24 protein-coding genes are annotated in these 26583 nt (G+C 60.2%); 10 read left to right on the top strand and 14 right to left on the bottom strand.

The window, feature by feature from the left end; all coding sequences use genetic code 11:
* Positions 1-15 precede the first annotated feature (15 nt).
* The 6 genes from AC1RS8_RS17885 to metG all read right to left on the bottom strand — a co-directional run bounded on the left by AC1RS8_RS17885 (position 16) and on the right by metG (position 6058).
* Entirely contained in the window at positions 16-600 is a 585-nt protein-coding gene (locus tag AC1RS8_RS17885) for an Rnf-Nqr domain containing protein (RefSeq protein ID WP_489339169.1), read from the bottom strand.
* Positions 593-1204 carry an RnfABCDGE type electron transport complex subunit G gene (locus tag AC1RS8_RS17880; protein ID WP_489339168.1) on the bottom strand — a complete coding sequence of 204 codons (612 nt, stop codon included), beginning with the start codon at positions 1202-1204 and terminating at the stop codon, positions 593-595. The genes AC1RS8_RS17885 and AC1RS8_RS17880 overlap by 8 nt, the downstream gene beginning before the upstream one ends.
* Positions 1201-2187 (bottom strand): RnfABCDGE type electron transport complex subunit D, encoded by a 987-nt coding sequence (locus tag AC1RS8_RS17875; protein WP_489339167.1) that lies wholly within the window; start codon positions 2185-2187, stop codon positions 1201-1203. The genes AC1RS8_RS17880 and AC1RS8_RS17875 overlap by 4 nt, the downstream gene beginning before the upstream one ends.
* Positions 2174-3187: an electron transport complex subunit RsxB gene (gene rsxB, locus AC1RS8_RS17870; protein ID WP_407514598.1), complete on the bottom strand. Its 1014-nt coding sequence runs from the start codon at positions 3185-3187 to the stop codon at positions 2174-2176. Before rsxB ends, AC1RS8_RS17875 begins: the two co-directional genes overlap by 14 nt.
* Entirely contained in the window at positions 3184-3753 is a 570-nt protein-coding gene (locus tag AC1RS8_RS17865) for an electron transport complex protein RnfA (RefSeq protein WP_154860461.1), read from the bottom strand. Before AC1RS8_RS17865 ends, rsxB begins: the two co-directional genes overlap by 4 nt.
* 253 nt (positions 3754-4006) lie before the next feature.
* Positions 4007-6058, bottom strand: a complete 2052-nt coding sequence (gene metG, locus AC1RS8_RS17860; protein ID WP_056726133.1) for a methionine--tRNA ligase — start codon at positions 6056-6058, stop codon at positions 4007-4009.
* Between the two features lie 176 nt (positions 6059-6234).
* On the opposite strand from metG, the gene apbC reads away from it, so the two are divergent.
* A complete protein-coding gene (apbC, locus tag AC1RS8_RS17855) occupies positions 6235-7329 on the top strand; it encodes an iron-sulfur cluster carrier protein ApbC (protein ID WP_223459660.1) in 1095 nt (364 codons plus the stop codon).
* Between the two features lie 122 nt (positions 7330-7451).
* Here the strand turns inward: apbC and AC1RS8_RS17850 are convergent, their stop codons facing one another.
* Positions 7452-8210 (bottom strand): SDR family oxidoreductase, encoded by a 759-nt coding sequence (locus AC1RS8_RS17850; RefSeq protein ID WP_489339166.1) that lies wholly within the window; start codon positions 8208-8210, stop codon positions 7452-7454.
* Positions 8211-8372: 162 nt separating this feature from the next.
* Between AC1RS8_RS17850 and AC1RS8_RS17845 the strand changes: the two genes are divergently transcribed.
* The 4 genes from AC1RS8_RS17845 to groL all read left to right on the top strand — a co-directional run bounded on the left by AC1RS8_RS17845 (position 8373) and on the right by groL (position 11886).
* The gene (locus AC1RS8_RS17845; protein ID WP_057713448.1) at positions 8373-9104 is read left to right on the top strand and encodes a HugZ family pyridoxamine 5'-phosphate oxidase; all 732 of its coding nucleotides are present in this window, start codon (positions 8373-8375) and stop codon (positions 9102-9104) included.
* Between the two features lie 66 nt (positions 9105-9170).
* The gene (locus AC1RS8_RS17840) at positions 9171-9647 is read left to right on the top strand and encodes an FxsA family protein (protein ID WP_057713449.1); all 477 of its coding nucleotides are present in this window, start codon (positions 9171-9173) and stop codon (positions 9645-9647) included.
* Between the two features lie 248 nt (positions 9648-9895).
* Positions 9896-10189, top strand: coding sequence for a co-chaperone GroES (locus tag AC1RS8_RS17835; protein ID WP_007985847.1), 294 nt, complete (start codon positions 9896-9898; stop codon positions 10187-10189).
* Between the two features lie 50 nt (positions 10190-10239).
* Positions 10240-11886 carry a chaperonin GroEL gene (groL, locus tag AC1RS8_RS17830; RefSeq protein WP_489339165.1) on the top strand — a complete coding sequence of 549 codons (1647 nt, stop codon included), beginning with the start codon at positions 10240-10242 and terminating at the stop codon, positions 11884-11886.
* A 173-nt stretch (positions 11887-12059) separates the two neighbouring features.
* On the opposite strand, the gene AC1RS8_RS17825 is transcribed toward groL, so the two are convergent.
* The gene (locus AC1RS8_RS17825; RefSeq protein WP_489339164.1) at positions 12060-12803 is read right to left on the bottom strand and encodes a phosphatase PAP2 family protein; all 744 of its coding nucleotides are present in this window, start codon (positions 12801-12803) and stop codon (positions 12060-12062) included.
* Positions 12804-13021: 218 nt separating this feature from the next.
* Between AC1RS8_RS17825 and colR the strand changes: the two genes are divergently transcribed.
* The 5 genes from colR to AC1RS8_RS17800 all read left to right on the top strand — a co-directional run bounded on the left by colR (position 13022) and on the right by AC1RS8_RS17800 (position 16740).
* Positions 13022-13705 (top strand): two-component system response regulator ColR, encoded by a 684-nt coding sequence (gene colR / locus AC1RS8_RS17820; RefSeq protein WP_007985839.1) that lies wholly within the window; start codon positions 13022-13024, stop codon positions 13703-13705.
* Positions 13695-14969, top strand: a complete 1275-nt coding sequence (locus tag AC1RS8_RS17815) for a sensor histidine kinase (RefSeq protein ID WP_340313041.1) — start codon at positions 13695-13697, stop codon at positions 14967-14969. Before colR ends, AC1RS8_RS17815 begins: the two co-directional genes overlap by 11 nt.
* A 154-nt stretch (positions 14970-15123) precedes the next feature.
* Positions 15124-15792, top strand: a complete 669-nt coding sequence (locus AC1RS8_RS17810; RefSeq protein WP_057716567.1) for a class I SAM-dependent methyltransferase — start codon at positions 15124-15126, stop codon at positions 15790-15792.
* A 4-nt stretch (positions 15793-15796) separates the two neighbouring features.
* A complete protein-coding gene (locus AC1RS8_RS17805) occupies positions 15797-16510 on the top strand; it encodes a lipopolysaccharide kinase InaA family protein (RefSeq protein ID WP_057713452.1) in 714 nt (237 codons plus the stop codon).
* Between the two features lie 2 nt (positions 16511-16512).
* Positions 16513-16740, top strand: a complete 228-nt coding sequence (locus AC1RS8_RS17800) for a hypothetical protein (RefSeq protein ID WP_079246712.1) — start codon at positions 16513-16515, stop codon at positions 16738-16740.
* A gap of 86 nt (positions 16741-16826) precedes the next feature.
* Here AC1RS8_RS17800 and AC1RS8_RS17795 read toward each other — a convergent pair whose 3' ends face one another.
* The 6 genes from AC1RS8_RS17795 to AC1RS8_RS17770 all read right to left on the bottom strand — a co-directional run bounded on the left by AC1RS8_RS17795 (position 16827) and on the right by AC1RS8_RS17770 (position 26495).
* Positions 16827-19853, bottom strand: coding sequence for a multidrug efflux RND transporter permease subunit (locus AC1RS8_RS17795; protein ID WP_489339163.1), 3027 nt, complete (start codon positions 19851-19853; stop codon positions 16827-16829).
* 13 nt (positions 19854-19866) lie between these two features.
* Positions 19867-21015: an efflux RND transporter periplasmic adaptor subunit gene (locus AC1RS8_RS17790; RefSeq protein WP_090457521.1), complete on the bottom strand. Its 1149-nt coding sequence runs from the start codon at positions 21013-21015 to the stop codon at positions 19867-19869.
* Positions 21016-21217: 202 nt separating this feature from the next.
* Positions 21218-22318, bottom strand: a complete 1101-nt coding sequence (locus AC1RS8_RS17785; RefSeq protein ID WP_154909460.1) for a DUF1513 domain-containing protein — start codon at positions 22316-22318, stop codon at positions 21218-21220.
* A 14-nt stretch (positions 22319-22332) separates the two neighbouring features.
* Positions 22333-23397 (bottom strand): imelysin family protein, encoded by a 1065-nt coding sequence (locus tag AC1RS8_RS17780; RefSeq protein WP_489339162.1) that lies wholly within the window; start codon positions 23395-23397, stop codon positions 22333-22335.
* A gap of 27 nt (positions 23398-23424) precedes the next feature.
* Positions 23425-24852: a di-heme oxidoreductase family protein gene (locus AC1RS8_RS17775; protein ID WP_493163204.1), complete on the bottom strand. Its 1428-nt coding sequence runs from the start codon at positions 24850-24852 to the stop codon at positions 23425-23427.
* A gap of 293 nt (positions 24853-25145) precedes the next feature.
* A complete protein-coding gene (locus AC1RS8_RS17770) occupies positions 25146-26495 on the bottom strand; it encodes an imelysin family protein (RefSeq protein WP_489339160.1) in 1350 nt (449 codons plus the stop codon).
* Between the last annotated feature and the right edge of the window lie 88 nt (positions 26496-26583).

Here is a 26583-nt window from a genome sequence, read left to right as displayed (position 1 = left end):
TTTCCTCGAAGGCAATCAATGTGTGGGCGTCGGGCGCCAGGCCTGCCAGGCGGCGATCATGAGTCCGAGCAGGATGAACCCGCCAGGGACCAGTGTGGTCAGGCGCAGCCCGCCGTCAGCCACCATCACCCAGCCATGCCAGTCAGTTTGCGTTGCACCGAACAGCCACGATAGATGGTTTCCAAGTGTTCCGTTGCCGATGAGTTCGCGCAGCAGGCCCAGCGTGATCATCAGCGTGGCAAACAGGCTATTGAGTCGCAGGCGTTGACGCCAATCGCTCTGAAAGACCCCGGTGTGTTCCAGTACAACGCATTGCAAGGCGATCAAGGCTCCATAAATCCCCAGATGCTGCTGCCATTGCAGCGACCAGGCTTGTGCCATGAGTTCCGCGCAACTGGTGAGGGTGGCTGCCAACAGGATGCTGGCCAGCATACGGGTCGCCGGGACCAGTCGAGATCGCAGGGCACCCATGGCCAGACCGAACAACTGAGTCACCACCAAGAACATCAGGCACAGGCCAACTGCAGCCATCAGCGAGTGGGTGACGCCGATCAGTGGCGTCAGCATCAAGGCGTTGCGCAGAGTCGATGAGTTATCCATGGGCAGGGATTCCGAGCAGTTGTTGCCGGTGTTCATCGAAGTAGCGCAAGGCATCGTGGACGGCATTGATCACCGCTCTTGAGGTGATGGTTGCGCCTGCGATCTGATCGAACTGTCCCTGATCCTTTTTCAGCGCCCAGCCGCTGTCACCGGGTTCTGTTCGAGACTTGCCGGAAAAAACCTGGAGCCAGGCATTGGGCCAGTCGGCGATCCGAGCCCCCAGTCCAGGTGTTTCCGACTGTTTGAGGGTTTTGACGCCCAGCAACCTGCCACTGGCGTCGACTGCGATCAACAGGTCGATGGCACCGGCGTAGCCAAGGGTTTGACTGCGCAGCAAGACCGCGACGGGTTGATCGGCCCGGGTCGCCAGATAACCACCCAGCAAGGTGCTGTTGGTCAGTGCGGTCGCTTCTATCGTTATGGGGTGTTCGAGTGGTTGATTGTCGTAGCTGTCCGGCGCGATCAGGTCCAGCAGGTTACGGCTGTCGATCAGGCGCTGTTCGGCTGCAATGCGTGGCGCGCTGCCGAGTTGTACGAAGTACGTCACGCCAAGGCCCAGTGCGGCCAAAAGCACCACAAGCGCGATGCTTGATGTCCGGTTCATGGCACCTCCGGCTGTTGCCTGGCCGCCACGAACCGCTCCAGCGCCGGCACGCACAGGTTCATCAACAGCACAGCGAAGGCGATGCCGTCCGGGTAGCCACCCCAGGTACGAATCAGATAAGTCAGAAGCCCAACACCAGCGCCGAACAACAGTTTCGCGCCAGGGCTTCTGGCGCCGGACACCGGTTCGGTGATGATGAAGAACGCACCCAGCATGGTCGCGCCGGTCAGCAGATGAAACAACGGCGAGCCATGGGAGTCGGAGCCCGAGCCGTTCCAGCACAACAGGCTGATGATGAACAGGCTGGCCAGCATGCCGACCGGTGCATGCCAGCTGATCACCCTTCGTTGCAGGAGAAACGCTCCACCCGCCACAAAGGCCAGGTTCACCCATTCCACCCCCCGGCCGCCAAAGTGGCCGAATGCCGGGTTGCCGGCAAACAGTTCATCCATGGTCAGGCTTTTGTTGATCCGCAGACTGTCCAGTGCCGTGGCCTGCACCCACGCATCCGGCACATGGCCGATGCCAAACACGTGCTGCAGGCCGCTCAGCAGATCCATGCCATGGGGCAATGGCCAATGGGTCATTGGTTGGGGAAAGGTCACCAGTACCAGAGCCAAGCCAAGCATCGCCGGGTTGAAGGGATTCGAACCGACGCCACCATACAAGTGCTTGCCGAACACCATCGCAGAAGCGGCAGCACTGAGGGTCAGCCACCATGGGCAGTAAGGCGGCAGCGCCAGAGCCAGCAATGTGGCACTGACCAGCGCGCTTCCGTCACTCAAAGTTGGCCACGGCGGCTGCTTGCGCCATTGCACGATGGCGGCCTCGACGGCCAACGCGGTAGTGGCCGCCAGAACTAGATTGATCAACACACCCCAGCCGTACAGCCAGAACGCCGCCAGGATTCCCGGCAGCGTGGCCAACAGCACCAGTTTCATCGCCTGTTGCAGGCGATCATCCACCACGTCAAGGGCTGGCATGGGCGTCCACCAGGCGTTCGGCTTCACCGAGTGCGCGTTCCAGGGCTTCGATTTGTTCCGCTGGTGCTTCGTTGGCCTGAGCCTTCTTGAGTTCGGCGCGGCGCATGGCCAACTGGATTTTCGCCCGTTTCAGATCGGCATCATTTGACGACGCAGCCGCGACCGTCGGTGCAGGGGAAGGTGGAGCGGCGCTTTCCAGTTGCGCCAGGTTTTGTTCGGCGGCTTCGAACTGTTGTTGCAGTGCGATCAACTGCGATTGTTGTTCGAAGGTCGGCGGATGCCCGAAGGCCTTCAGCGATTTGTGCAACTGCGCCCGACTCATCGCCACCTCGATCTTGGCCTTTTTCAGCGCGGCATCGGCATTGGCGGTTTTCTGTGCGCGGACGCGCTCGAGGGCCGCCTGCACCGGGTCGGCTGTCGTCTCGGCAGGTTGTGCGGCTCGCTGCCTTGCCTGGCGCTCGGCGATTTTCTGTTGCTCCTCACGCTGCAGGCGGGCATTGCGTTGTTCGAAGCGGCGCCGTGCGTGATCGCGCTTGAGGTTGCGGGCCTGCCGCGCCTGCGGTGTGAGGGCCAGGCCCCCGACAACAGGCAGTACAGTGTTCGGCTGCAATGGGCGCATTTCGATGCAGTCCACCGGGCACGGTGCCACGCAGAGGTCGCAACCGGTGCACTCATCAATGATCACCGTGTGCATCAGCTTGGCCGCGCCGACGATGGCATCGATCGGGCAGGCCTGAATGCACTTGGTGCAACCAATGCACTCGGCCTCGCGGATATAGGCGATCTGCGCAGGTGCCGAGCCGCGAGTGATGTCCAACTCCAGCACCGGCACCTTCAGCAATTCAGCCAGGGCCGCGATGGTTTCGTTGCCTCCGGGCGGGCACTTGTTGATCGGCTCACCGCTGGCGATGCCTTCGGCATACGGCTTGCACCCGGGGTGCCCGCACTTGCCGCATTGGGTTTGCGGCAAGAGTGCGTCGATGCATTGAATCAGACTCATGTTTTGATCAGTCCGCTGAATCCGAGAAAAGCCACTGCGATCAGGCCGGCACCAATCAGGTCGATCGGCAAGCCGCGAAAGGGCAGGGGAACATCGTTGTCGGCCGTGCGTTCACGCAAATCAGTGAACAGGCTCAACACCAGCCAGAAGCCCAACCCTGCACCGAGGCTCAAGGCAGTGGCGTGAAAAAAACCCTTGTCTTCCTGAGCATTGAGCAGGGCCACGCCGAGTACGCCAGCATTGCCTAGCAGCAACGGCCAGAGGCCTTCGAATGGTAGTGTCGAAAACAACCGCGCCAGCAACTTCAGCAACGGGCTGATCAGCAGCACGCTCAATGGCAGAAACACAAACAGACGCAGCGGCGTCAATTGTAGTGGCACCAGCATCCATTGATAGAGCGCGTAGCCGAGCATGCCCACGACCAGCATCAGGCATGTCGTCGCAATGCCCAGGGCATGTACCTGACGACGCTGACCGGCCAACAGTGGATCGACGGCCAATGGCCATTGCAACACGAGGTTGTTGATCAGGGCAGCACTGATAAGCGTAAGCAGGATTTCGGTCATTGTTCGTGCCGACAAGAACGGTAGTTTTTGTAGGAGCGAGCTTGGTCCGGGCGGCGTTCCGACGATGGACTCAAGGGCGCTGCGTTCAACCTGTGGACACGCATAATCGTTAACGACCATCGCGAGCGAGCTCGCTCCTACAGGAGATGGTCTAAAAAGCTTAGGCATTATCCGGCAAGGCGGGAGGGTGGGCCAGACATGAAAATCCCACAGCCGCGCCAGGCACGACTGTGGGATCGATTTGCCGCAGACCTTACTTGATGCGCTGGCCAGGCTTGGCGCCGCTGTCAGGGCTGAGCAGGTAGATTTCTTCTCCGCCAGGGCCTGCCGCCATCACCATGCCTTCGGAGATACCGAACTTCATTTTCCGTGGCTTGAGGTTGGCGATCATCATGGTCAGGCGCCCATCGAGCTTGGACGGGTCCGGGTAAGCGCTCTTGATCCCGGAGAATACGTTGCGTTGCTCGTCACCGATATCCAGGGTCAGGCGCAACAGCTTGTCGGCACCTTCCACGTGTTCAGCCTTGACGATCAGCGCGACACGCAGGTCGACAGCGGCAAAGGTGTCGAACTCGATTTCCGGCGACAGCGGATCCTTGGCCAGTTCGCCATTGCCGGCAGGTGCGGCTTCGCCAGTGTCGGTCTGGCTGGCGGTCAGGTCTTCTTTCGAGGCGTCGGTCATGGCTTGCACTTTTACCGGGTCGATGCGGGTCATCAGCGGCTTGAACTCGTTCAGCTGGTGATTGCCGAGCAAGGTCGCGTGATCGTTCCAGGTCAGCGGCGCGACGTTGAGGAACGCCTCGGCGTCGGCGGCCAGCAGCGGCAGCACCGGCTTGAGGAAGATCACCAGTTGGCGGAACAGGTTGACGCCTGTGGCGCAGATGGCCTGGACTTCATCCTGTTTGCCTTCCTGTTTGTTCAACGACCACGGCGCCTTGTCGGCGATCCAGGCGTTGGCGCGGTCGGCCAGGCCCATGATCTCGCGCATGGCACGGGCAAAGTCGCGGGCTTCATAGGCGTCGGCGATACCTGGCGCGGCGGCCAGGAAGGCTTCGGTCAGTTCAGGCGCGGCGTTGGTGTCGACCATTACGCCGGCATTGCCCTTGTTGATGAAACCGGCACAACGGCTGGCGATGTTGACGACCTTGCCCACCAGGTCGGAGTTGACCTTCTGCACGAAGTCTTCGAGGTTCAGATCGAGGTCATCAACGCCACGGCCCAGCTTGGCCGCGTAGTAATAGCGCAGGTATTCCGGCGACAGGTGGTCCAGGTAGGTCCGGGCCTTGATGAAGGTGCCGCGGGACTTGGACATTTTCTGACCGTTGACAGTCAGGTAGCCGTGCACGTTGATGCCGGTCGGCTTGCGGTAGCCCGCGCCCTCGAGCATGGCTGGCCAGAACAGGGCGTGGAAGTTGACGATGTCCTTGCCGATGAAGTGGTACAGCTCGGCGGTGGAGTCCTTGCCCCAGAACGCGTCGAAGTCCAGCTCCGGCGTGCGGTTGCACAGGTTCTTGAAGCTGGCCATGTAACCGATCGGCGCATCCAGCCACACGTAGAAGTACTTGCCCGGTTCGTCGGGGATTTCAAAACCGAAATACGGTGCATCGCGGGAGATGTCCCACTGTTGCAGGCCGGCATCCAGCCATTCGGCGATCTTGTTGGCGACGGCATCCTGCAGGGTGCCGCTGCGGGTCCAGGTTTGCAGCATTTGCTGGAAGTCTGGCAGCTTGAAGAAGAAGTGCTGGGAATCCTTGAGCACCGGGGTGGCGCCGGAGATCGCCGACTTCGGATCCTTCAGGTCGGTCGGTGCGTAGGTCGCACCGCATTTTTCGCAGTTGTCGCCGTACTGGTCTTCGGTGCCGCATTTCGGGCAGGTGCCCTTGATGAAGCGGTCGGCCAGGAACATTTTCTTTTCCGGGTCGAAGTACTGGGTGATCGAACGCGTGGCGATGTGCCCGGCGTCACGCAGCTTCAGGTAGATCTGGCTCGACAGCTCACGGTTTTCTTCGGCGTGAGTGGAGTGGAAATTGTCGAAGTCCACCAGGAAGTCGGCAAAGTCGGCGCTGTGTTCAGCCTGGACGTTGGCGATCAGTTGTTCCGGGGTGATGCCTTCCTTTTCCGCGCGCAGCATGATCGCCGAACCGTGGGCGTCGTCGGCGCAGACATAGATGCATTGATTGCCGCGGTGCTTCTGGAAACGCACCCACATATCGGTCTGGATGTATTCCAGCATATGGCCGAGGTGAATCGAACCATTGGCATAGGGCAGGGCGCTGGTGACGAGGATCTTGCGTGGCTCGGACATGGGGCTCGGCTACTTGATGAAACGGAGGTCGGCCACTATAAAGCGCCGGCGCATATTTTTCACCCTGTGAGCCTGTTTCATTGGATGAGTAACAGGTGAAGGTTCAACATCCCGCCGAGCGCTCGGAACAGGTACGATACCCACTATCTTTTCCAGTCCTGTTTTCGGAGTTGCCCATGAGCGCCGTCAATCGCGCAGCGGTGGAAGCCGTCCTTCGCCAATACACCGACCCTTACCTGAACCAGGACCCGGTCAGCGCCGGGTGCGTGCGCAACATCGAGATTCAGGGCGACCGCGTCAGCGTTCAGCTTGAACTGGGTTACGCCGCCGGTCTGTTCAAGAGTGGCTGGGCGCAGATGCTGGAAATGGCCATTCAGGGGCTGGATGGCGTGGCAAGTGCCAAGGTCGAAATCACCAGCGTGATCGCCGCACACAAGGCTCAGGCGCAGATTCCGGGCTTGGCGAACGTGAAAAACGTGGTGGCCGTGGCGTCCGGCAAGGGCGGCGTGGGCAAATCCACCACGGCGGCCAACCTGGCCCTGGCTCTGGCCCGGGAAGGCGCCAAGGTCGGGATTCTCGATGCGGATATCTACGGTCCGAGCCAGGGCATCATGTTCGGCATCCCCGAGCGTACCCGCCCCGAGGTCAAGGATCAGAAATGGTTCGTTCCGCTCAAGTCCCATGGCGTCGAAGTGATGTCCATGGCTTTCCTCACCGACGACAACACGCCGATGGTCTGGCGTGGGCCGATGGTTTCGGGCGCCCTGTTGCAACTGGTCACCCAGACCGCGTGGGGTGACCTCGATTACCTGGTCATCGACATGCCGCCAGGCACCGGTGACATCCAGTTGACCCTGGCGCAGAAAGTGCCGGTGGCCGGTGCGGTGATCGTGACCACCCCGCAGGACCTGGCATTGCTGGACGCACGCAAGGGCGTGGAAATGTTCCGCAAGGTCAACATCCCGGTGCTGGGCGTGGTGGAAAACATGGCCGTGCACATCTGCTCCAACTGCGGGCATGCCGAGCATCTGTTTGGCGAAGGCGGTGGTGTGAAACTGGCCAATCAGTATGGCGTTGAACTGCTGGCTTCGCTGCCGCTGTCGATGGTCATCCGCGAGCAGGCCGATGGCGGCAAGCCAACAGTGATCGCCGAGCCTGATAGCCAGATTGCGATGGTTTACCAGGAACTGGCCCGCCATGTCGGCGCGCGGATCGTGTTGCAGGAAGCGTTGACGCCGGCGATGCCGAACATCAGCGTCAGCGACGACTGAGGGTGTGAACGCAATCCCCTTGTAGGAGCGAGCTTGCTCGCGATGGTGGGTCAGTTACACCAATGTGCCTGACACACCATCGCGAGCAAGCTCGCTCCTACAGTAGTTGTTTTGTGGTGGATTTAGAGACGCAACCCGCCATCCATCTCCAGAATCCGACCGGTGTAATAGTCGTTCTCGAAGATGTAAGCCGCCGAATGGGCGATTTCCTCAGGCTTGCCCATGCGCTTGAGCGGGATCCCCGCAGTCATCTTCTCCAGCGCTTCAGGCTTCATGCCCAGGGTCATTTCGGTTTCGATGAAGCCCGGTGCAATGCCGGCGACGCGAATGCCGTAGCGTGCCAGCTCCTTGGCCCAGGTCACGGTCGCCGCAGCAACACCGGCCTTGGCGGCGGAGTAGTTGGTCTGACCGACGTTGCCGGCGCGGGAAATCGACGAGATATTAATGATCGCGCCAGTGTTGTTCAGCTCGACCATTTTCGCCGCGACTTCACGGGTGCACAGGAACACGCCGGTCAGGTTGACGTCGATAACGGCCTGCCACTGGGCCAGGCTCATCTTGGTCATTTCGCCATCCTTGACCTTGAGCAACAGACCGTCGCGCAGGATCCCTGCGTTGTTGATCAAGCCATGGATCGCGCCGAAGTCTTCAGCGACCTGGGCAACCATGTGGGTCACTTGCTCTTCGTTGGCCACGTTGCACAGGTAGGCGCGGGCCTCGACACCTTGGGCCTTACAGGCCGCGACGGCGTCGTCGAGTTTTTCCTGGTTCAGGTCCACCAGCGCGAGTTTCGCGCCCAGGCCTGCGAAATACTCGGCCATGGAGCGGCCTAAACCCTGGCAACCGCCAGTGATAATGATTACTTTGTCAGTGAGTTGCATTCGCATGCCCCGGTAGCAGGTCTGAGTGGTTTCCTTTAGAGAGCCTCTCGATCTGCGCCTGACCTGGCTTGGCTGCACATGAGAACTGCCCCGATGGCGTGCTGGGACTTTCGCCAGCAGCTCGTCCGTTTTTCTGACGGATTCTATTTAAGGAGTCATAAATTGAGCGTTGAAGCGGCTAAGCATGCACGAGAATTGCTTCTCAAGGAATACCGTGGGGTGCTCTCGACGCACTCCAAATCAATGCCCGGTTTTCCGTTCGGTTCCGTGGTTCCGTACTGCCTGGACGAGCAGGGCCGGCCGCTGATCCTTATCAGCCGCATCGCCCAGCACACTCATAATCTGCAAAAAGATCGGAAATGCTCGCTCTTTGTCGGCGAACGTGGTGCCGAAGATGTCCAGGCCGTTGGTCGACTGACTTACCTGGCTGAGGCGCAGCAGCTCGAAGACGAAGCCGCCATCGACGCGGCCTCCGAGCGTTACTACCGCTACTTCCCGGAGTCGAAGGGTTATCACAAGGCCCACGATTTCGATTTCTGGGTGCTTGAGCCTGTACGCCACCGTTACATCGGCGGTTTTGGCGCGATTCATTGGGTCAACGAGCTGACCCTGGCCAACCCGTTCGCCGGCAAGGCCGAAGTGAGCATGGTCGAGCACATGAACGCCGATCACGCCAAGGCCATCGCCCATTACGTCGATCTGGCCGGGCTGCCGAAAAACGTGCCGGCGCAAATGGTCGGCATCGATTGTGAAGGCATGCACCTGCGCATCGGTCAAAGTCTGTACTGGTTACCGTTCCAAGCGCCTTGTAATACGCCGACACAAGTTCGCGAAGCCTTGGTTTCTCTGGCTCACGCCGATCATTGGCCGAAAAATGAAGTGGCCGACGCTTGAATTCACGAAACGGCGACGTCATCTAAGGTGAACTGGCAAGGCATTCTTGCGTTGAGGAACCATTTGATGCGCCCTTTTTTGTTGCTCTTTCTGCTGTTCCCGGTGTTGGAGCTGTTCGTATTCGTCAAGGTGGCAGGGTCCATCGGGTTTTTCCCGGCCCTGCTGCTGATCATTCTCGGCTCGATGTTCGGCGTGTTTGTGCTGCGCATCGCCGGCCTGGCCACGGCCCTGCGTGCCCGTGAAAGCCTGAGCCGCGGCGAACTGCCGGCCCAGACCATGCTCGAAGGCCTGATGCTGGCATTGGCCGGTGGCCTGCTGATTCTTCCGGGCTTCATCAGCGATGTGATCGGCCTGTTCATGCTGCTGCCGTTCAGTCGTCGCCTGCTGGCGGGTAAAATGCGTCAGCGCGCCGAAGAGCAGGCGATGCGTCAGCGAGCGTTCGCCGACGACCTCCAGGCCCGTGGCGGCCCGGCGCCTCGCGAGCCGCTGGGCCGCGAGCCCAACGTGATCGAAGGCGAGTTCGAACACCGCGATACCAAGTAATACGCACATCGACACGGCACCTTCGGGTGCCGTGTTCGTTTGCGGGGCATCGACCTGAAAAATTTTTCATCGCCGCCCTTGTAATAAGCTTATGCGCCCTTATGTAACGGTCACCGCAAGGTTTCTGGCGAACATGCCAGACAGACTTCCGCGGTTCGCTTGACGAGCCGCAACCGGCACCGCCGGCCTTTGTTAAACCCGCCGGGACTACACCGGCCGATGAAAACCACAATTAGGAGAGATCGACAATGAAGCTTCGTCCTCTGCATGACCGCGTCGTCATCCGTCGCAGCGAAGAAGAAAAGAAAACCGCTGGCGGTATCGTCCTGCCAGGTTCGGCTGCTGAAAAAGCCAACAGCGGCGAAATCCTCGCTGTAGGCACCGGCCGCGTACTGGAAAACGGTGAAGTGCGTGCACTGTCCGTGAAAGTGGGCGACAAGGTTGTGTTCGGTCCTTACTCCGGCAGCAACACTGTGAAAGTCGACGGCGAAGACCTGCTGGTAATGAGCGAGAACGAAATTCTCGCCGTTATCGAAGGCTGATACCCCCGTTCATTTTCCCGCTACTACAAAGTATTTAAGGAATATCGATCATGGCTGCTAAAGAAGTTCTGTTTGGCGATTCCGCCCGTAAAAAAATGCTCAAGGGCGTCAACGTCCTGGCTGACGCGGTAAAAGCGACCCTGGGCCCGAAAGGCCGTAACGTGATCATCGAGAAGAGCTTCGGCGCTCCGACCATCACCAAGGACGGCGTTTCCGTCGCCAAAGAAATCGAACTCGAAGACCGTTTCGAAAACATGGGTGCGCAGCTGGTCAAAGACGTTGCCTCCCGTGCCAACGATGACGCTGGTGACGGTACTACCACCGCTACCGTTCTGGCTCAGTCGATCGTCAACGAAGGCCTGAAAGCCGTCGCTGCCGGCATGAACCCGATGGACCTCAAGCGCGGCATCGACAAGGCGACCATCGCCATCGTCAAAGAGCTGAAAAACCTGTCCAAGCCATGCGCTGACACCAAGGCTATCGCTCAGGTCGGCACCATCTCGGCCAACTCCGACAACTCCATCGGCGACATCATTGCCGAAGCCATGGAAAAAGTCGGTAAAGAAGGCGTGATCACCGTTGAAGAAGGCTCGGGCCTGGAAAACGAACTGTCGGTTGTTGAAGGCATGCAGTTCGACCGTGGTTACCTGTCCCCGTACTTCGTCAACAAGCCAGAGACCATGGTCGCTGAGCTGGACGGCCCGCTGATCCTGCTGGTCGACAAGAAGATCTCGAACATCCGCGAAATGCTGCCAGTGCTGGAAGCCGTTGCCAAAGCCGGCCGTCCACTGCTGATCGTGGCCGAAGACGTTGAAGGCGAAGCCCTGGCGACTCTGGTTGTGAACAACATGCGTGGCATCGTTAAAGTCGCAGCCGTCAAGGCTCCAGGCTTCGGCGATCGTCGCAAGGCCATGCTGCAGGACATCGCTGTTCTGACCGGCGGTACCGTTATCTCCGAAGAGATCGGCCTGAGCCTGGAAAGCGCAACCCTGGAAAACCTGGGCAGCGCCAAGCGCGTGACCCTGTCCAAGGAAAACACCATCATCGTTGACGGTGCTGGCGTACACAGCGACATCGAAGCACGCATCACTCAGATCCGTGCTCAGGTTGCCGAAACTTCCTCGGACTACGACCGTGAAAAACTGCAAGAGCGTCTGGCCAAGCTGTCCGGCGGCGTTGCAGTGATCAAGGTTGGCGCTGGTTCCGAAGTTGAAATGAAAGAGAAGAAAGCCCGCGTTGAAGACGCCCTGCACGCTACTCGTGCAGCCGTTGAAGAAGGCGTGGTACCTGGCGGTGGCGTTGCGCTGATCCGCGCTCTGCAAACCCTGAACGATCTGAAAGGCGACAACGCTGATCAGGACGTAGGTATCGCTGTTCTGCGTCGTGCCGTTGAAGCACCGCTGCGTCAGATCGCTGCCAACAGCGGTGACGAGCCAAGCGTTGTGGTCAACGAAGTCAAGAACGGCAAAGGTAACTTCGGTTACAACGCTGCGACTGGCGAATACGGCGACATGATCGAAATGGGCATCCTGGATCCGACCAAGGTCACCCGTTCCGCGCTGCAAGCTGCATCGTCGATCGGCGGTCTGATCCTGACCACCGAAGCCGCTGTTGCTGATGCACCGAAGAAAGAAGGTGCAGCTGGCGGCGGTATGCCAGACATGGGCGGTATGGGCGGCATGGGCGGCATGATGTAAGCCAGCCTTACCCCTGTACGAAAAAACCCCGTCTGCGAAAGCAGGCGGGGTTTTTTATTGCCTTCAATTTGGGGTTGGCTGGAGATTGCGTCGCGCCCATCGCGGGCAAGCCAGGATCCCACAGGATCTGCATCGTCTCTGTGGGAGCGTGGCTTGCCCGCGAAGGCGTCAGGTCAGGCGCTGACAGGTTCTGCACTTGCCACGCGATCCGCCCTCAAGGCCGGTCGATACAGAACGTAGTAATACGACCCCAAACAAATCAGCCAGCAGAACACCGCCGTCCACACGTTGTGCGAGAAGAAGTGCGCGCCCTGCATCATCCGCCCGATGGAGAACACCGAGCCGAGGGCAAAGGCGAAGACCAACGCTGCGCGAGCCATGCGCGGGCGACGGTCGCGCAGTACGAAAAACAGGGCAAACAGGGTGAAGCCGGTGGCCGCATGGCCGCCGGGCCAGCAACGCCCTGGTTTATCGGTGTGCGGGCGAGGACTCAACAGTTCGCTGTAGGTCTCGTGACCGCCGAATTGTTCGAGGCTCCATGGGCATTGCACCGCGGTCACTGCTTTGATGGGCGTGACAAAGGAAGTCGCCAGGCCCAGGGACAGCACCAGGCAACCCAGTTCCCGCTTGAGCGGTTTGAGCCTGGCCATGAAGAACGAAGCGATGAAGGCGAGAATGGCAAACACCGAGAAGGTGATGACCACTTGCTTGGCGCGATCGTGCAGGATGTCCTCGAGGAAGTAACTGTGGCGTCCGATGAATTCCCCGGTGACCGGGTCGTAAAACAGCTTGGCCAGGTCCATGTCCAGAGTGGTCAATTCGAGCAATACCAGAATGATCGCAGCTACGGCGGGGACTCCAAGGCACACCCAGAAATTGAGCGGACGAGGGGAAGGGCGGGCAAGGGTCGAAACCATGCTAGTTCCTTGATCAGTGAAATGTTCTCAAATGCGCAGCCGCGCAGAGTTTGAACCCGATTCTGTCGCCAGCATGTGAATCGCCGGTGAAAAACTCGTTAAGGCTGTAATCGGTCAATTTCCGCGCTTTTGCGCTTCACTCAGTCCTAGCCCTGAGCGGAACTTCGCCTTAAGCTGCGCGGGCCACGACGGCCGTTACTGTGGACGGAGAGATACCCATGCGAATTCTATTGGTTGAAGACAACCGCGATATCCTCGCCAACCTGGCCGATTACCTGGGGCTCAAAGGCTATACCGTCGATTGCGCTCAGGATGGTCTGTCGGGCCTGCACCTGGCGGCCACCGAGCACTACGATTTGATCGTGCTCGATATCATGTTGCCCGGCATCGATGGCTACACCCTGTGCAAGCGCCTGCGCGAGGATGCTCGCCGCGAAACGCCGGTGATCATGCTCACGGCCCGCGATCAGCTGGATGACCGTCTGCAGGGCTTCAAGTCCGGCGCCGATGACTATCTGATCAAACCGTTCGCCCTGTCTGAGCTGGCAGCGCGTATCGAAGCGGTCATGCGCCGAACCCAGGGCGGCGGGCGGCGGACCTTGCAGGTCGGCGACCTTAGCTACGACCTCGACACACTGGAAGTCACTCGCGAAGGCCGGTTGCTGAAACTCAACCCGGTCGGCCTGAAGTTGCTGGCCGTGTTGATGCAGAAAAGCCCTCATGTGTTGCGCCGTGAAATTCTTGAAGAAGCGCTCTGGGGCGACGACTGCCCGGACAGCGACAGCCTGCGCAGTCATGTCCACCAACTGCGCCAGGTGATCGACAAGCCGTTCGCCAAACCATTACTGCAAACCGTGCACGGTGTGGGGTATCGCCTGGCCGAGGGCCGTGATGGAGTTTAAGCAGAGCCTTGCTCAACGCATCATCATTGCCTTTGCGCTGATGAGCGCACTGGTGGCGGGTGCCTTTGCCATGGGCATCGTGGCGACCGTGCACCTGGTGGAGGAAAAACTGATTTCGGCCGGTCTGGGCGGCGATTTGCAGCGCCTGTTGCTGATGGACAATGTCACGGACTGGAGCCACCGACCCGAACCGGACCAATTGTTCTACTTCAGCAACGGGCCAGGCGATTTCAATTTGCCCAAGGATTTGCGGCATCTGGAGCCGGGTTTCCACGAAGTGTTCCGCGAAAACCTGTCGTACCACGCCATGGTCGAAATCGTCGACGGCCGACGTTACGTGCTGTTGCAGGACCAGAGCGATTTTGAAGAGCGCGAGCGGGTGCTGTTTGCCGTGGTGCTGGTGGGTTTCGTACTGAGCCTGGCACTGGCTGTATTTCTCGGCTGGGTGCTGGCACGCAAGGTCATGGCGCCGGTGGTACGGTTGGCCCGCCAGGTACGCCATCGCGATCAACTGCTGGGTTTGGCTCCTCCCTTGGCTCCGGATTATGCCGCCGACGAAGTGGGCGAACTGGCCGTGGCCTTCGACGCCACCCTCGGGCGCTTGCGTCAGGCCCTGACCCGCGAGCGTTTGTTCACCAGCGACGTCAGCCACGAATTGCGTACGCCCCTGATGATCCTGGCCAGTTCCTGCGAGTTGTTGCTGGAAAACCCAGGTCTCGATCAGCGCGGTCGCGCTCAGGTCGAGCGCATTGCCCGGGCATGTGAAGAAATGCGTGAGCTGGTGCAAACCTTCCTGATGCTGGCCCGCGCCAAGCGCGAAGACACCAGCATGTCGCCGCAGCAGCCCCTGGGCCAGGTAGCCGAGGGCCTGGTCGGTCTGTGGCGCGGGCCCATTGAAAGCAAAGGGTTGAAACTGATCTTCGAACCGGGCAACCCTGAGGCCAAGGGCTACAATGCGACGCTCCTGCACGCGGTGATGGGTAACTTGCTGCGCAACGCCTTGCACTACACAGAACGGGGCTTCATCCGCCTGAGCCTGACGGGCACGGGATTTCTGGTCGAAGACAGCGGTGTGGGCATTCCCGAGGAAAAACGCGAGGCAATGTTCGAACCCTTCGTTCGGGGCACTGAAAAACGCGGGGAAGGCTTGGGCCTGGGGCTTTCACTGGTGCAGCGGATTTGTGAAAACCAGGGCTGGAGCGTCAGCCTGACTACGATGGAGCCCAGTGGCTGCTGTTTTCAGGTGGAGCTGTCCCGAACTTGATCTGTTAAGTCAGGCGTTCAGCAAACCCTGTCAACTCCGTAAAACCCTGTAATATTTCAGGTTTTCCCATAACGATATTTTCACAAATGGATGACCAGACGCCGACACTACAAAATCTAAGGTAGCTGCTATCAGAAGTTCAGGAGACCTGATGATGGACGGCCCGATCAAGCTCGATTTTTCCGAAAAGTACGACGATCAACACGCGCAACGCTATTTGCGCAAACACCAGGAAGGTCTCGGCCGTCGATTGTCCCACTGGCGTGACGAACAACTGGCGCGCAAGGCACTGGCCCTGGTTGGCGAGCCTGGTCTGGTCCTCGATTTGCCTTGTGGTGCAGGGCGCTTTTGGCCCTTGTTGGCGGAAAAATCCAACCGTGTGATCATCGGTGCCGATAACTCGCCGTCCATGCTGAAGGTCGCAACCCAGGCGCAACCTGCCGATGTGGTGAAGCGGGTACAACCCTTGCACACATCTGTATTCGACATCGCCTTGCCGGACAACGCCGTCGACAGCATTTTTTGCATGCGTTTGCTCCACCACATCGGTGAAGCCAAGCATCGCATGGCTATTTTGCGTGAGTTCGAGCGGGTTTCCCGCGACAGCGTGATCCTTTCGCTGTGGGTCGATGGCAACTTCAAGGCCTGGAAACGCAAGCGTTCGGAGAAAACCCGTGGGCAGGAAGGTTACCAAAACCGGTTTGTGTTACCGGCCGCTACCGTAGAGAAGGAATTTGAGCAGGCGGGTTTCCGAATCCAGGAACAACTGGACTTTTTGCCGCTCTATGCCATGTGGCGAGTTTACGTATTACGCAAGAGGTAACAGGATGGCAGTGCAGTGTGCAGCAGAAACGGAAGTCGTTCCCCAGGACCGCTTCGATTACTTTTGGAATCAGCGCGGTGAATGGGTAGAAGAACCCAACGTCCGTCGCGGCGGGGAAAGCGGCGTTCAACGCCTGATGGGCAGTGATGGTCAACTGCTCTACGTCAAGCGCCAGACCGGGCATATCCATCGTAGCTTGCAGCACCCTTTCGGGCGGCCGACGGTCATGCGTGAGCATGCTGCGCTCACCGGTGTGACCGCGCTTGGCGTACGGGTTCCGGAAATCGTTTTCTGTGGCGCACAGCGCGATCCTGTGCACAAGTGGCGTGCCTTGCTGGTCACCAAGTCGCTGGACGGCTTCGAGGAAATCGATCGCTGGTACGCCGGTGGCGGTCGCGAGCGTCATGGTGAAGCCATAAACGAACGAGTGCTCAAGGACCTGGCTGAAAACCTGGCTCGCATGCACAAGGGCCGCTGGCAGCACGGATGTATTTACGACAAGCACGTATTCGTTCGCGTGACCGGTGAGGGCGAGACGGCCAAGGTCGAAGTGGCACTGATCGATCTGGAGAAATGCCGGCAGCGTTTGACGGCCCATCGCGCAGCTGTCCATGACATGAAGCAATTGCGTCGCCACTCGTCGTTCAGCGACGCAGACTGGGAAAAACTCATCTACTTTTATGAGACGGCGTTTGGCAGCGCTATCAAGGGTTTATAGCGATGAAACTCGAAATTGCACGAGGTTTGTTTCTGGTAGGAGCCTTGGCAGTTGCATCGATCGCGATGGCAACCTGGGAGCAACCACGCCCCCAGGTTCTCAGCTCGATAAATGCAGAAGAACATTGTCCGTTGCCACGGATTGCCAAGGCATCCGTGGCCACTCGACCCGATCATGACTTGTTGCTGTTCATGTTCGGACTTTCTCAGGGATTGAGGCCGCAGAGTTGAACCGATTGAAGCCAAAATGAAAGGCCTCGCTGATGCGAGGCCTTTTTTTATTGCCCTGACTTCGGGCTCCCACAGGTTTTTCTGCATCAGGGTTTATCCGGCTTGGCCAGCAAGGTGTAGACGCAAGGCAATACAAATAAGGTGAACAGGGTGCCGATCGACATGCCGGTCGCGATGACCGTGCCGATGTCGAACCGGCTGACCGCGCCAGCACCGCTGGCGATGATCAATGGCACCATGCCGAACACCATTGCCGCCGTGGTCATCAAGACCGGACGCAGCCGGATGGCCGCTGCTTCCTCCACCGCTTCCCGTGCGGTCAGGCCCTTGTCCTTGCGTAACTGGTTGGCAAACTCGACGATCAGAATGCCGTGTTTACTGATCAGCCCGATCAAGGTCACCAGCCCGACCTGGGTATAGATGTTCATGCTCGACCAGCCCAGGAACAGCGGAATCAATGCACCGCAGATAGACAGGGGCACGGTGACCAGGATCACCAGCGGGTCGCGGAAGCTTTCGAACTGGGCCGCCAGCACCAGGAAAATGATCGCCAGCGCCAGGGCAAAGGTGACCCACAGGGCACTGCCTTCCTGAACGTACTGCCTCGATGCGCCGGCGTAGTCGAAGGCAAAACCGGCGGGTGCCTCTTCCCGGGCGATCTGGCGCACGAGGTCGATGGCTTCCCCCATGCTCACCAGCGGCACGCCGGACAGGATGGCCGAGTTGAGTTGCTGGAACTGGTTCAGCTGTCTCGGTCGGGCACGGTCGGTGACGGTGATCAGGGTCGACAACGCCAACAGTTCACCCTTGGTGTTTTTCACGTAGTAATTGTTCAGCCAGTCCGGATTGTCACGGAACGGCCGCTCGACCTGGGCAATGACCTTGTAGCTGCGACCTTCAATGGTGAATCGGTTGATCTCGCCTTCACCCAGCAGGGTCGCCAGGGTTCCCCCCAGGTCCTGCATGGAAACCCCCATCTGCGCAGCCTTGGCGCGGTCGATATCCACCACCACTTCCGGCTTGTCGAAGGCCAGGTCAACGTGGACAAACGCAAACTTGCCGGATTCCTTCGCACGTTTTTTTACCCGGTCGACCACCTGCAGCAGCAATTCGTAATCGTTGGCGGAGTTGATGACGAACTGGAACGGCACGCCTTCGCCGGTGCCCGGCAGCGACGGCAGGTTGAAGCCGAAGATCTGCAGCCCCGGGATCTTTTCCAGTTTGGCTTGCACCTCGGGCAGGATCGCCATTTGCGTTCGACTGCGATCGTCCCATGGCTTGAGCAGGAAACCGCCGATGCCCGATTGCACGCCGTTGAAACCGTTGATCTGGAACGACGAGTAGTACTCGGGAAATGCCTTGAAGATCGAGACGAACTCGTCGGTGTAGGTGTTCAGGTAGTCGAGGTTGGTCGGTTGCGGGGCATTGGCGATCATGAAAATGATGCCCTGGTCCTCATCCGGCGCCAGCTCCGATTTGGTGAAATTGAGAAGGACCGGAATCAGGCACAACACGATCACGGCGAACACCAGCACCACCGGCCGGGTGTTGAGGGTGCCGTGAAGCAGGCTCTGGTAGCGGCGCTTGAGGCGTTCGAAAATCATGTCCAGGCGATGGGCCAGGCCGCTGGGGTTCTCGTCGTGACGCAGCAGAAACGCACACATCATCGGCGACAGGGTCAGGGCGACGATACCGGAAATCACCACCGCGCCGGCCAGGGTCAGGGCGAACTCCTTGAACAGCGCCCCGGTCAGGCCAGTCAGGAAACCGATCGGTGCGTACACCGCCGCCAGGGTGATAGTCATCGAAACCACCGGCATGGCGATTTCCCGGGCGCCTTCAATGGCGGCCTCGAGCGGTGTCCTGCCTTCCTCGATGTGACGGTGAATGTTTTCCACCACCACGATGGCATCGTCCACCACCAGGCCGATGGCCAATACCATCGCCAGCAGGGTGAGCAGGTTGATCGAGTACCCCATCATCTGCATGAAGAACATGACGCCGATCATCGACAGCGGGATGGTCACCACCGGGATCACCACCGAGCGCAGGGCACCGAGGAACAGGAACACCACCACGATCACGATCAGCACCGCTTCGAACAGGGTCTTCACCACTTCGTCGATCGAGGCCTGGATGAACAGGGTGGCGTCGTAGGCGATTTCACCTTTCAGGTTCGGCGGTAGCTGGGCCTCCAGGTCCGGCATGATCTTGCGCACTTCCTTGATCACTTCCAGCGGGTTGGCGCCGGGTGTCGCCTTGATGCCGATGTACACCGACGGGGTGCCACCGAACGAGCTGATGGAGTCGTAGTTCTCCGCACCCATTTCCACGCGCGCCACATCTCGCAGCAACACTCGGCTGTCGCCATCGACCTTGAGCGGAATCGCCCCGAAGGCTTCGGCGGACTTGAGTTCGGTATTGGCGTTGATGCTGGTGACCACGTATTCGCCCTTCACCTCGCCGGCGGCAGAGAGGAAGTTGTACTGGCGCACCGCATTGGTCACATCGCTGGCACTGAGGCCGAAACCCGCCAGCTTCATCGGGTCCAGCCACAGGCGCATGGCAAATACCTGGTTACCGAGGATCTCGGCTTCGGCCATGCCGGGCAAGGTCGCCAGCTTGGGCTGGATCACCCGTGACAGGTAATCGGTAATCTGCGGGTTGCTCAACTCCTTGCTGAAGTAGCTGATGTACATCAGCACTGACGCATCGGCCGATTCTTTGCTCAGCACCGGGTCTTCAGCGTCCTGGGGCAGCTGGTTCTTGACCTCGTTGGCCTTGGCCAGCAGTTCGGTAAACAGACGGTCGCTATTGGCGCCGACGCGCGCGTAGATCGAGATCACCGAGAAATTCTGGCGACTGACCGAGGTCATGTAGTCGATGCCCTCGGCGCTGGCCAGGCTTTGCTGCATCGGTTGGGTGATGTAGCCCTGGATGGTCTCGGCGTTGGCCCCGGGGTAGGCGGTGGTCACCGTGATCAGGGCGTTTTCCATTTGCGGGTACTGGCGTAGCGGCAGCTTGCTCCAGGCCTGAAAGCCCAGCAGTACAATCAACAGACTGACCACGGTAGCGAGAACCGGACGGCGGATGAACGGGTCGGTAAAAGCCATGGGAATTCCTTGATCAGTCCGCGCGTGGCTGGCTGTTCTGCCCGGCCAGGGTCTTGTCGTCGCTGATGGCAATGCGTGAGCCGTTATCCAGTTTGAGCTGGCCGGCGGTCACCACTTTCTCGCCGCTCTGCACGCCTTTGGTGATCATCACTTGCCCATCGCGGCGTTCGCCGGTCTCGACAAACCGCCGTTCGGCGATCAGCACCGGTTGGCCCTTGTCGTCCTTTACCAGGCTGCCATCCTCGGCTTTCTTTGGTACGGCCACATACACCGAGTTGCCGTAGAGCGTGTAGGTAATCGCGCTTTCCGGCACCACGATGCGCGGTTGCGGGTCGGGCAGGAGCACCTGGAGGCTGGCGAACATGCCTGGCATCAACTTGCCATCGGGGTTGGCCAGGGTGGCGCGGACCTGCACGTTACGGGTGCTGTTCTCGACTTTAGGGTTGATTGCACTGATGGTGCCGGGGTACTCCACGGTCGGATACGCCGCGACAATGACCTGCACTGGCTGGCCGAGCGCAATCTTCGGCACCGACTGCTCGGGCACAAAAAAGTCGACATACAGGCTACTGAGGTCTTGCAGGGTGGCGATCATGGTGCCACTGGCCATGTAGTCGCCAACGTCCACCTGACGAATGCCGATGGTGCCGCTGAACGGCGCGATGATGCTTTTTTTGCCGAGCGCAGCCTTGAGTTGATTGACCGTGGCCTTGCTCTTTTTCAGCACCGCCGAAAGTCGGTCGAATTCGCCTTTGGAAATGGCCTGGCTGCCGACCAGTTGGCTACCGCGACCGTAATCAAGCTGTGCCAGCCCGAGGTCGGCCAGAGCAGTTTCCAGCAGGGCACTTTCAACGGCGCTGTCGAGGCGCAGGAGTGGTTGGCCGGCCTTGACCTTCTGCCCCGACTCGAACTGGAGATCGATGACGGTGCCATCGGTCTCCAGGCTCAGGTCGACGCCCTGCAATGCCTTGAGCGTGCCAACGGTAGGCAGGCGGGCTTGCCATGGGCGCTCGGTGGCGGTGGCCACGGCAACGCTGACGGCCGGTCTGGGCACAGAGAAGCCTTGAACCATCGTATAGATCGAGAAGGCTTTGTACGCAGCCAGGGCCAGCACAATCAATAGAACCACACCCAACATGATCAGCATGCGGCGACGCAGCATATTCCAGTTCCTTGGAGAAAATCAGGTGAGACAGCAGGGAACATTACCGCGAGTGTAGAGGGTAAATCCAACTGCCGTTTTTACAGGTTGTGAGGTATTAGAGGGGGGAAAGCCTGAAAAGATTCGCCGTCTCGGGTCTCACCTGCGGGGTGTACGTCATCCCGATGCAGGCGCGGCCCAGGCCGGCGATCTTTTCAATGATTCAGGCCATCAGATGCAGATGGTTGTCCCAGAGCCCTGCGGGTAGCTCCAGCGGTTTTGCAACGAGGTTTGTCTGGCGGCAATCGTAGTAGCGGCAGCGCCCCTGGCCCGAGGTCACGACAAAACCATCGGCCACGGCACCGACCCCGGCGCAATCGGGAAGTGGCGCGTCCAGGCGTACTTCACCGCTGTCCAGGTCCCAGATGAAAAAGCGGTTGCCCCGCGGTGCGGTCAACGCCACCAGGCGCAAGTCGCTGTGTATTGCGACGCTGGCGGTGTAGTGTCCCATGGCCTGCAACTGGTGCTCGGGTACCGGGAACGCGACGAAGGGCTGACCGGGGCGCTTGATCGCCAGCAACTCCGACGACTCGTGGGCCGCACCCATGAACTGCTGGCTGGCGACGATGGTGCCGTCGCTGGCGATGGCCAGATGACGCACGCTGTTCATCTGCTGGGCGAGGGTTTCCTTGCTCAGCAGGGTGCCGTCGCGGTGCATCAGGACCAGGCTCGGTTCCATGGCGTTGAGGTTCATCTCCACCCGGCTTTCGGCCTCGGTGCGAATCCCGCCGTTGGCCACCACCAGGGTTTCGCCATCGGGCATCCACGACACCTGATGCGGACCGAGGCCGTGGGTAGAAATCTCACCACTGTGCACCAGCCGTTCGCCTTCGAACTTATACACGCCGAGCAGGCCGCGGCCGGGATCGGAGGTGTCGTTTTCGGTGGCGTACAGCCAGTCGCCGCTGTGGTGAATGACCGCGTGCCCGTAGAAGTGCCGGTTCGGCTGTGACACCACGGTTTGCAGGAGCGCGCCGTCGCGCAGGTCGATCAGGTAGCTCTCGGTGCCCGGACGGCGAGCGACGAACAGTGCAATCGGCTGTGTCGGGTGGTTGATGATGTCGTGGCAACGCTGGCCGACCCGGGTGGCGAACACTTGGGTGCCATCGAGCCGATAACCGACGGCGTAATGCTGGCCGTCGGTGTCGTCCCGTGCCGAAAGCAACAACGGACTCCTGTCCTTTTGCTTGAACAGCTTCCAGCCGCCCAGCGTCACTGCACCCAGCAGCAAACTACCTAATGTCAGAACCTGGCGTCGCAGCATGGAACCGGCCCTCATCAGTCACCGTCGTTGGCGTTGAAGCCCAGCTGGATGCCCAGTGCCTTGGCCAGATCGGCCTCGTGCAGGCGATGGACGACGTTGAGGCTGTCATACAGCTCGTTGAGTTGCTGGCGGCCGGCCTCGTCATTGAGCATGTCGGTCAGCGAGCGCTGGTTGCCGGCGAACAGCTTCAGCGAGGCGGTATAGGCTGCATCGATCTTGTCGGCCAACGGCTTCTGCTCGCTCGGCAACAGGCCGCGCAGGCCTTTGTTATCCACACCTTCCCAGACGGTCCTGGCGGCCGCGAGGCTGGCTTCGAGGCTGGTCAGGGACGCCTGGCTGCGCCATGCATCGGCCTGGAATGGTTGCGGCACGCCCTTGCTCTGGCGGCCCATCGGCGTGCCGAGCTTTTTCTTCAGGGTGTCGATGGCGGTGACTTGCACGCGCAGCAGATCGGCGATCGCCTCATGGGAGTCCGCGTAGCGCTGGTTCGGGAACTTGCTCATTTGCGCGAGCATGCCGTCGGTGTTGTTCCAGGTTTGCAGAATTTCTTCGGCCAATTGCTTCTGGCGTTCGCCGATGGCGATCAGCAGCGGGCAGTATTTGCTCTTCTGCTCAGCGTTGGCCACGTCGGGCTTGCTGTCGAACAGAATGTATTCGTAGGCCGAGAGCCCCTGTACCACGACGCTGGACTTGGCCAGGGCGGCGGCATCGATTTGCGGCTGGGCGGTGACCAGTTGCTCGACCTGACGGCCGACCAGGTTTTTCTTGTCCGGCCAGAACTGCACTTGCCACGAACGGTTGCCTTCGGCCAAAGGCCCGATCAGCAGCGGTTGCAGTTCGGCCCAGGCTTTTTGCGCATGCAGGAAGTCGGCACGGGCTGTTTCCAGGTTTTCCTTGCCTTCGCAGTAGGCGAGGGCGCTGACCGCCAATTGACGATCGGCCTCAACCCAGCGGGTGTAGGTCGGCAGGATCACCGACTTGGCAATGGCCGCCGACGTGACCGCTTGCGGGTCCTGGGGCGAGCAGGCGCCCAGGGCGAGGGCGGCAAGGCTGGTGAACAACAGTTTGGGACGGAACATGTCGGGCTCCCGCGAGTGGAATGCGTGTTAAAGGGAATTCAGGAACGCCAGCAACGCAGCGCGTTGCTCGGCATTGAAAGACAAAACCTGTTGTTGCGCCGCAGTCGCCTCGCCGCCATGCCAGAGCACGGCTTCGAGCAGGTTGCGGGCGCGGCCGTCGTGCAGGAACTGGGTGTGGCCGCTGACCGCCTGTGTCAGGCCGATGCCCCATAACGGCGGGGTGCGCCATTCGCGGCCGCTGGCCTGGAATTCGCTACGGTTGTCGGCCAGGCCGTCGCCCATGTCATGCAGCAGCAGATCGCTGTACGGGCGAATCACTTGATTGGCCAGTTCAGGTTCGGCGGCGTTGGCGACGGTGGTGTATTTCGGTGTGTGACAGGACTGGCAACCGGCCTGATAAAACAGGGTCTTGCCGGCCAGCACTTCAGGGGCGTTGACGTCACGGCGGGCCGGTACGGCAAGGTTGCGGCTGTAGAACAGCACCAGGCGCAGGATGTTGTCGCTGACTTCCGGCTCGCCATCGGGGCCGTTGCCACTGGGTGCCTGTTTGCAGGCCGTTTGCGCGTCCGTGCAGTCATCAAGGGGTCTAAGGCTGGTTGTGAGCCCCATATCCCCCGAAAACGCGTGGACATTCTGTTGATTGAGGTTCGGTTGTCCGGCTTTCCAGCCAAATCGTCCCAGAACGGTCTTTTGCAGAGCGTCATCCCAGACCCGGTTCGGTCGCCCGTTGATGCCGTTGTTCGCCTTGGCCTGTGCCTCGGCGTTGGCCAGGATCGCCTCCTCGGGGATCGCTTCGAGCAGGCCCAGGCCAATCATTGGCGGCGCCACGCGGGCCGAGAAACGGGTGTCGGGGTGCATCGGGCCGTAACCCAGCTGGGTGATGTTCAGGCTCGGTTTGCGTAACTCGACTTCGGTGCCGTCCTTGAAGCGAACCGGCACGGGGGTGTAATCGACCCGCACTTTGCCTTCGGGGGCCACGCCGGGTACGGACATGTCCTGGAACTGGCCGCCGTAGACGGGCTCCGGCACCACGCCGAGCTGTTCGATGACCTTGGCATACGCCGGGGCGTCGGGAATCGACAGGCGTACCAGCATCGACACCGCGTTCACATCGTCGGGCGTCGGCGGATGGCCGCGGCCGTCCTTGATGTGGCAGCCCTGGCAGGCATTGGTGTTGAACAGTGGACCGAGACCATCGCGAGCTGTCGTCGTCGACGGGGCGATCACCCAAGGGCTGCGGAAGAAGCTGTTGCCGACACTGAAATCCACACGCCGTGATGGCGGCAGGTTCGCCGAGGGCATGGAAAACGCGTTCTGATCGGTCTTGCGCACCGTCGCACTGCCGCCGGAGCGGGCTTCACCGGGTTCGGCCTGGGTGAATTTCGGGGCGTCATCGCAGGCACTCAGGCCCAGGGCCAGAAACAGTGCGGACAAGCGAAGAGGCAGCGGGGGCATCAGACATCCTGCAAGACGAGCAAAACAAGGGCGCAAAGTCTAACAGGGGATGGGAATTTGAATAAGAGGAATTATCGTTTGCTTGATGTGGGGCAAGGTTTTCACTTGAGACCGCGGTGCAGCCATCGCGGGCAAGCCACGCTCCCACAGGGATTGAAGGTGCTCACAGATGATGTGATCAGCACGGATACTGTGGGAGCGGGCTTGCCCGCGATGAGGCCATGAGCGTCACCCAAAAAGCAGGCAAGAAAAAAGCGACCCGAAGGTCGCCTTTTTCACTCGGCCAGCGTTGATCAGAATTCGTGATCAGCGTTGTCCGGGTTCAGGTCGTTGATACCCAGTTTGCCAGCGGCGGCTTCGATCGAACCGGTCTGCTTGACCAGGGACGCGATAGCGTCACGGACGATCTGGTTGCCTGCGGTGTTGCCGGCAGCGATCAACTGGTCGTAGTGCTCGCCCTTGTTGGCGTGGTCGACCATGACCTGAAGCTTGGCTTCAGTGGCGGCCAGGTCGTCCTTGAGCGCGGTGTCGGCAGCCGGGTCGGCTTTGGCCACCAGGGACGACAGGCTGGCGCCGGTCATTTTGGTGCCATCGACGCGAGTGTATTCACCCAGGTACACGTTACGAATGCCCTTGGCATCGTAGAAATGCGAGTTGTGGGTGTTGTCGCTGAAGCAATCCTGTTCGTCTTCCGGGGAGTTGGCTTCCAGGGAAACCTTCATGCGCTCGCCCGCCAGTTCGCCCAGGGACAGGCTACCCATGCCGAACAGCATTTTGCGCAGGCCGGTTTCAGCCGGTTCCGCTTCCAGGGTGGCGCGGTAGTTGTCGGCCACGTTCGGCTTCCAGTTACCGACCATTTCTTCCAGGTCGTTGACCAGCAGCTGAGTCACGGACTTCAGGTAGGCACGACGACGATCATTGTGACCGCCGGTAGCGCCTTTGCCTTCCAGGTAGTCCGAAGCCGGACGGTTGCCGGCGCCAGGGCCGGTGCCGTTCAGGTCCTGGCCCCAGAGCAGGAATTCGATGGCGTGGTAACCGGTGGCGACGTTGGCCTCGGAACCGCCCAGCTCGTTCAGGCTGGCGAGTTTTTCCGGGGTGATGTCTTTGACATCGACCTTGTCTTCGCCGATCTGCACTTGAGTGTTGGCGATGATGTTGGCAGTGGCACCCGGGTTGCCCAGGGCGTGTTCGTAGGATTTGTCGACGTAGTCGATCAGGCCTTCGTCCAGCGGCCAGGCGTTCAGCTGACCTTCCCAGTCGTCAACGATGGTGTTGCCGAAACGGAACACTTCGCTCTGCAGGTAAGGCACGCGAGCGGCAACCCAGGCAGCCTTGGCGGCTTTGAGGGTGTCGGCGTTCGGCTTGGCGAGGAAGGCGTCTACGGCGGTTTGCAGGGTCTTCGCGGTGGATTCGGCATCGCTGTAAACGGCGAAAACGATGTCGGCGTAATGGGCGACAACGGCTTTGGCGGCAGCTTCGTCGACCTTACCGGCAGCGGCAGACGCAGTGGCTGGAGCAGCCGGGGCAGCTGCAGTGCTGGCAGCTGGCGCGGCAGCTTTTTCTTGGTCTTTACCTTCGCCGCAACCGGCGAGGGAAATAGCGATGGCCAACAGACTGGCGGTAGCCAGAGGCATACGAATCATGGCGAACATCCTGCTTCGATAGGGGTGGAGTCGTGCTATGCGCACGCAAAACTGCGACATAATGCAAATCTTTCGCATTATGTGTAAA

Source organism: Pseudomonas sp. GW821-FHT12A04 (genome assembly GCF_058807755.1).
The sequence above is the reverse complement of the archived record's forward strand: the minus strand, read 5'-3'. Positions and strand labels throughout refer to the sequence as shown.

Excerpts from the sequence above, each read along its gene's own strand:
- AC1RS8_RS17885 (WP_489339169.1), bottom strand. The coding sequence starts at position 600 with ATGGATAACTCATCGACTCTGCGCAACGCCTTGATGCTGACGCCACTG.
- AC1RS8_RS17880 (WP_489339168.1), bottom strand. The coding sequence starts at position 1,204 with ATGAACCGGACATCAAGCATCGCGCTTGTGGTGCTTTTGGCCGCACTG.
- AC1RS8_RS17875 (WP_489339167.1), bottom strand. The coding sequence starts at position 2,187 with ATGCCAGCCCTTGACGTGGTGGATGATCGCCTGCAACAGGCGATGAAA.
- rsxB (WP_407514598.1), bottom strand. The coding sequence starts at position 3,187 with ATGAGTCTGATTCAATGCATCGACGCACTCTTGCCGCAAACCCAATGC.
- AC1RS8_RS17865 (WP_154860461.1), bottom strand. The coding sequence starts at position 3,753 with ATGACCGAAATCCTGCTTACGCTTATCAGTGCTGCCCTGATCAACAAC.
- metG (WP_056726133.1), bottom strand. The coding sequence starts at position 6,058 with ATGTCCGAGCCACGCAAGATCCTCGTCACCAGCGCCCTGCCCTATGCC.
- apbC (WP_223459660.1), top strand. The coding sequence starts at position 6,235 with ATGAGCGCCGTCAATCGCGCAGCGGTGGAAGCCGTCCTTCGCCAATAC.
- AC1RS8_RS17850 (WP_489339166.1), bottom strand. The coding sequence starts at position 8,210 with ATGCAACTCACTGACAAAGTAATCATTATCACTGGCGGTTGCCAGGGT.
- AC1RS8_RS17840 (WP_057713449.1), top strand. The coding sequence starts at position 9,171 with ATGCGCCCTTTTTTGTTGCTCTTTCTGCTGTTCCCGGTGTTGGAGCTG.
- AC1RS8_RS17835 (WP_007985847.1), top strand. The coding sequence starts at position 9,896 with ATGAAGCTTCGTCCTCTGCATGACCGCGTCGTCATCCGTCGCAGCGAA.
- groL (WP_489339165.1), top strand. The coding sequence starts at position 10,240 with ATGGCTGCTAAAGAAGTTCTGTTTGGCGATTCCGCCCGTAAAAAAATG.
- AC1RS8_RS17825 (WP_489339164.1), bottom strand. The coding sequence starts at position 12,803 with ATGGTTTCGACCCTTGCCCGCCCTTCCCCTCGTCCGCTCAATTTCTGG.
- colR (WP_007985839.1), top strand. The coding sequence starts at position 13,022 with ATGCGAATTCTATTGGTTGAAGACAACCGCGATATCCTCGCCAACCTG.
- AC1RS8_RS17815 (WP_340313041.1), top strand. The coding sequence starts at position 13,695 with ATGGAGTTTAAGCAGAGCCTTGCTCAACGCATCATCATTGCCTTTGCG.
- AC1RS8_RS17810 (WP_057716567.1), top strand. The coding sequence starts at position 15,124 with ATGGACGGCCCGATCAAGCTCGATTTTTCCGAAAAGTACGACGATCAA.
- AC1RS8_RS17805 (WP_057713452.1), top strand. The coding sequence starts at position 15,797 with ATGGCAGTGCAGTGTGCAGCAGAAACGGAAGTCGTTCCCCAGGACCGC.
- AC1RS8_RS17800 (WP_079246712.1), top strand. The coding sequence starts at position 16,513 with ATGAAACTCGAAATTGCACGAGGTTTGTTTCTGGTAGGAGCCTTGGCA.
- AC1RS8_RS17795 (WP_489339163.1), bottom strand. The coding sequence starts at position 19,853 with ATGGCTTTTACCGACCCGTTCATCCGCCGTCCGGTTCTCGCTACCGTG.
- AC1RS8_RS17790 (WP_090457521.1), bottom strand. The coding sequence starts at position 21,015 with ATGCTGCGTCGCCGCATGCTGATCATGTTGGGTGTGGTTCTATTGATT.
- AC1RS8_RS17785 (WP_154909460.1), bottom strand. The coding sequence starts at position 22,318 with ATGCTGCGACGCCAGGTTCTGACATTAGGTAGTTTGCTGCTGGGTGCA.
- AC1RS8_RS17780 (WP_489339162.1), bottom strand. The coding sequence starts at position 23,397 with ATGTTCCGTCCCAAACTGTTGTTCACCAGCCTTGCCGCCCTCGCCCTG.
- AC1RS8_RS17775 (WP_493163204.1), bottom strand. The coding sequence starts at position 24,852 with ATGCCCCCGCTGCCTCTTCGCTTGTCCGCACTGTTTCTGGCCCTGGGC.
- AC1RS8_RS17770 (WP_489339160.1), bottom strand. The coding sequence starts at position 26,495 with ATGATTCGTATGCCTCTGGCTACCGCCAGTCTGTTGGCCATCGCTATT.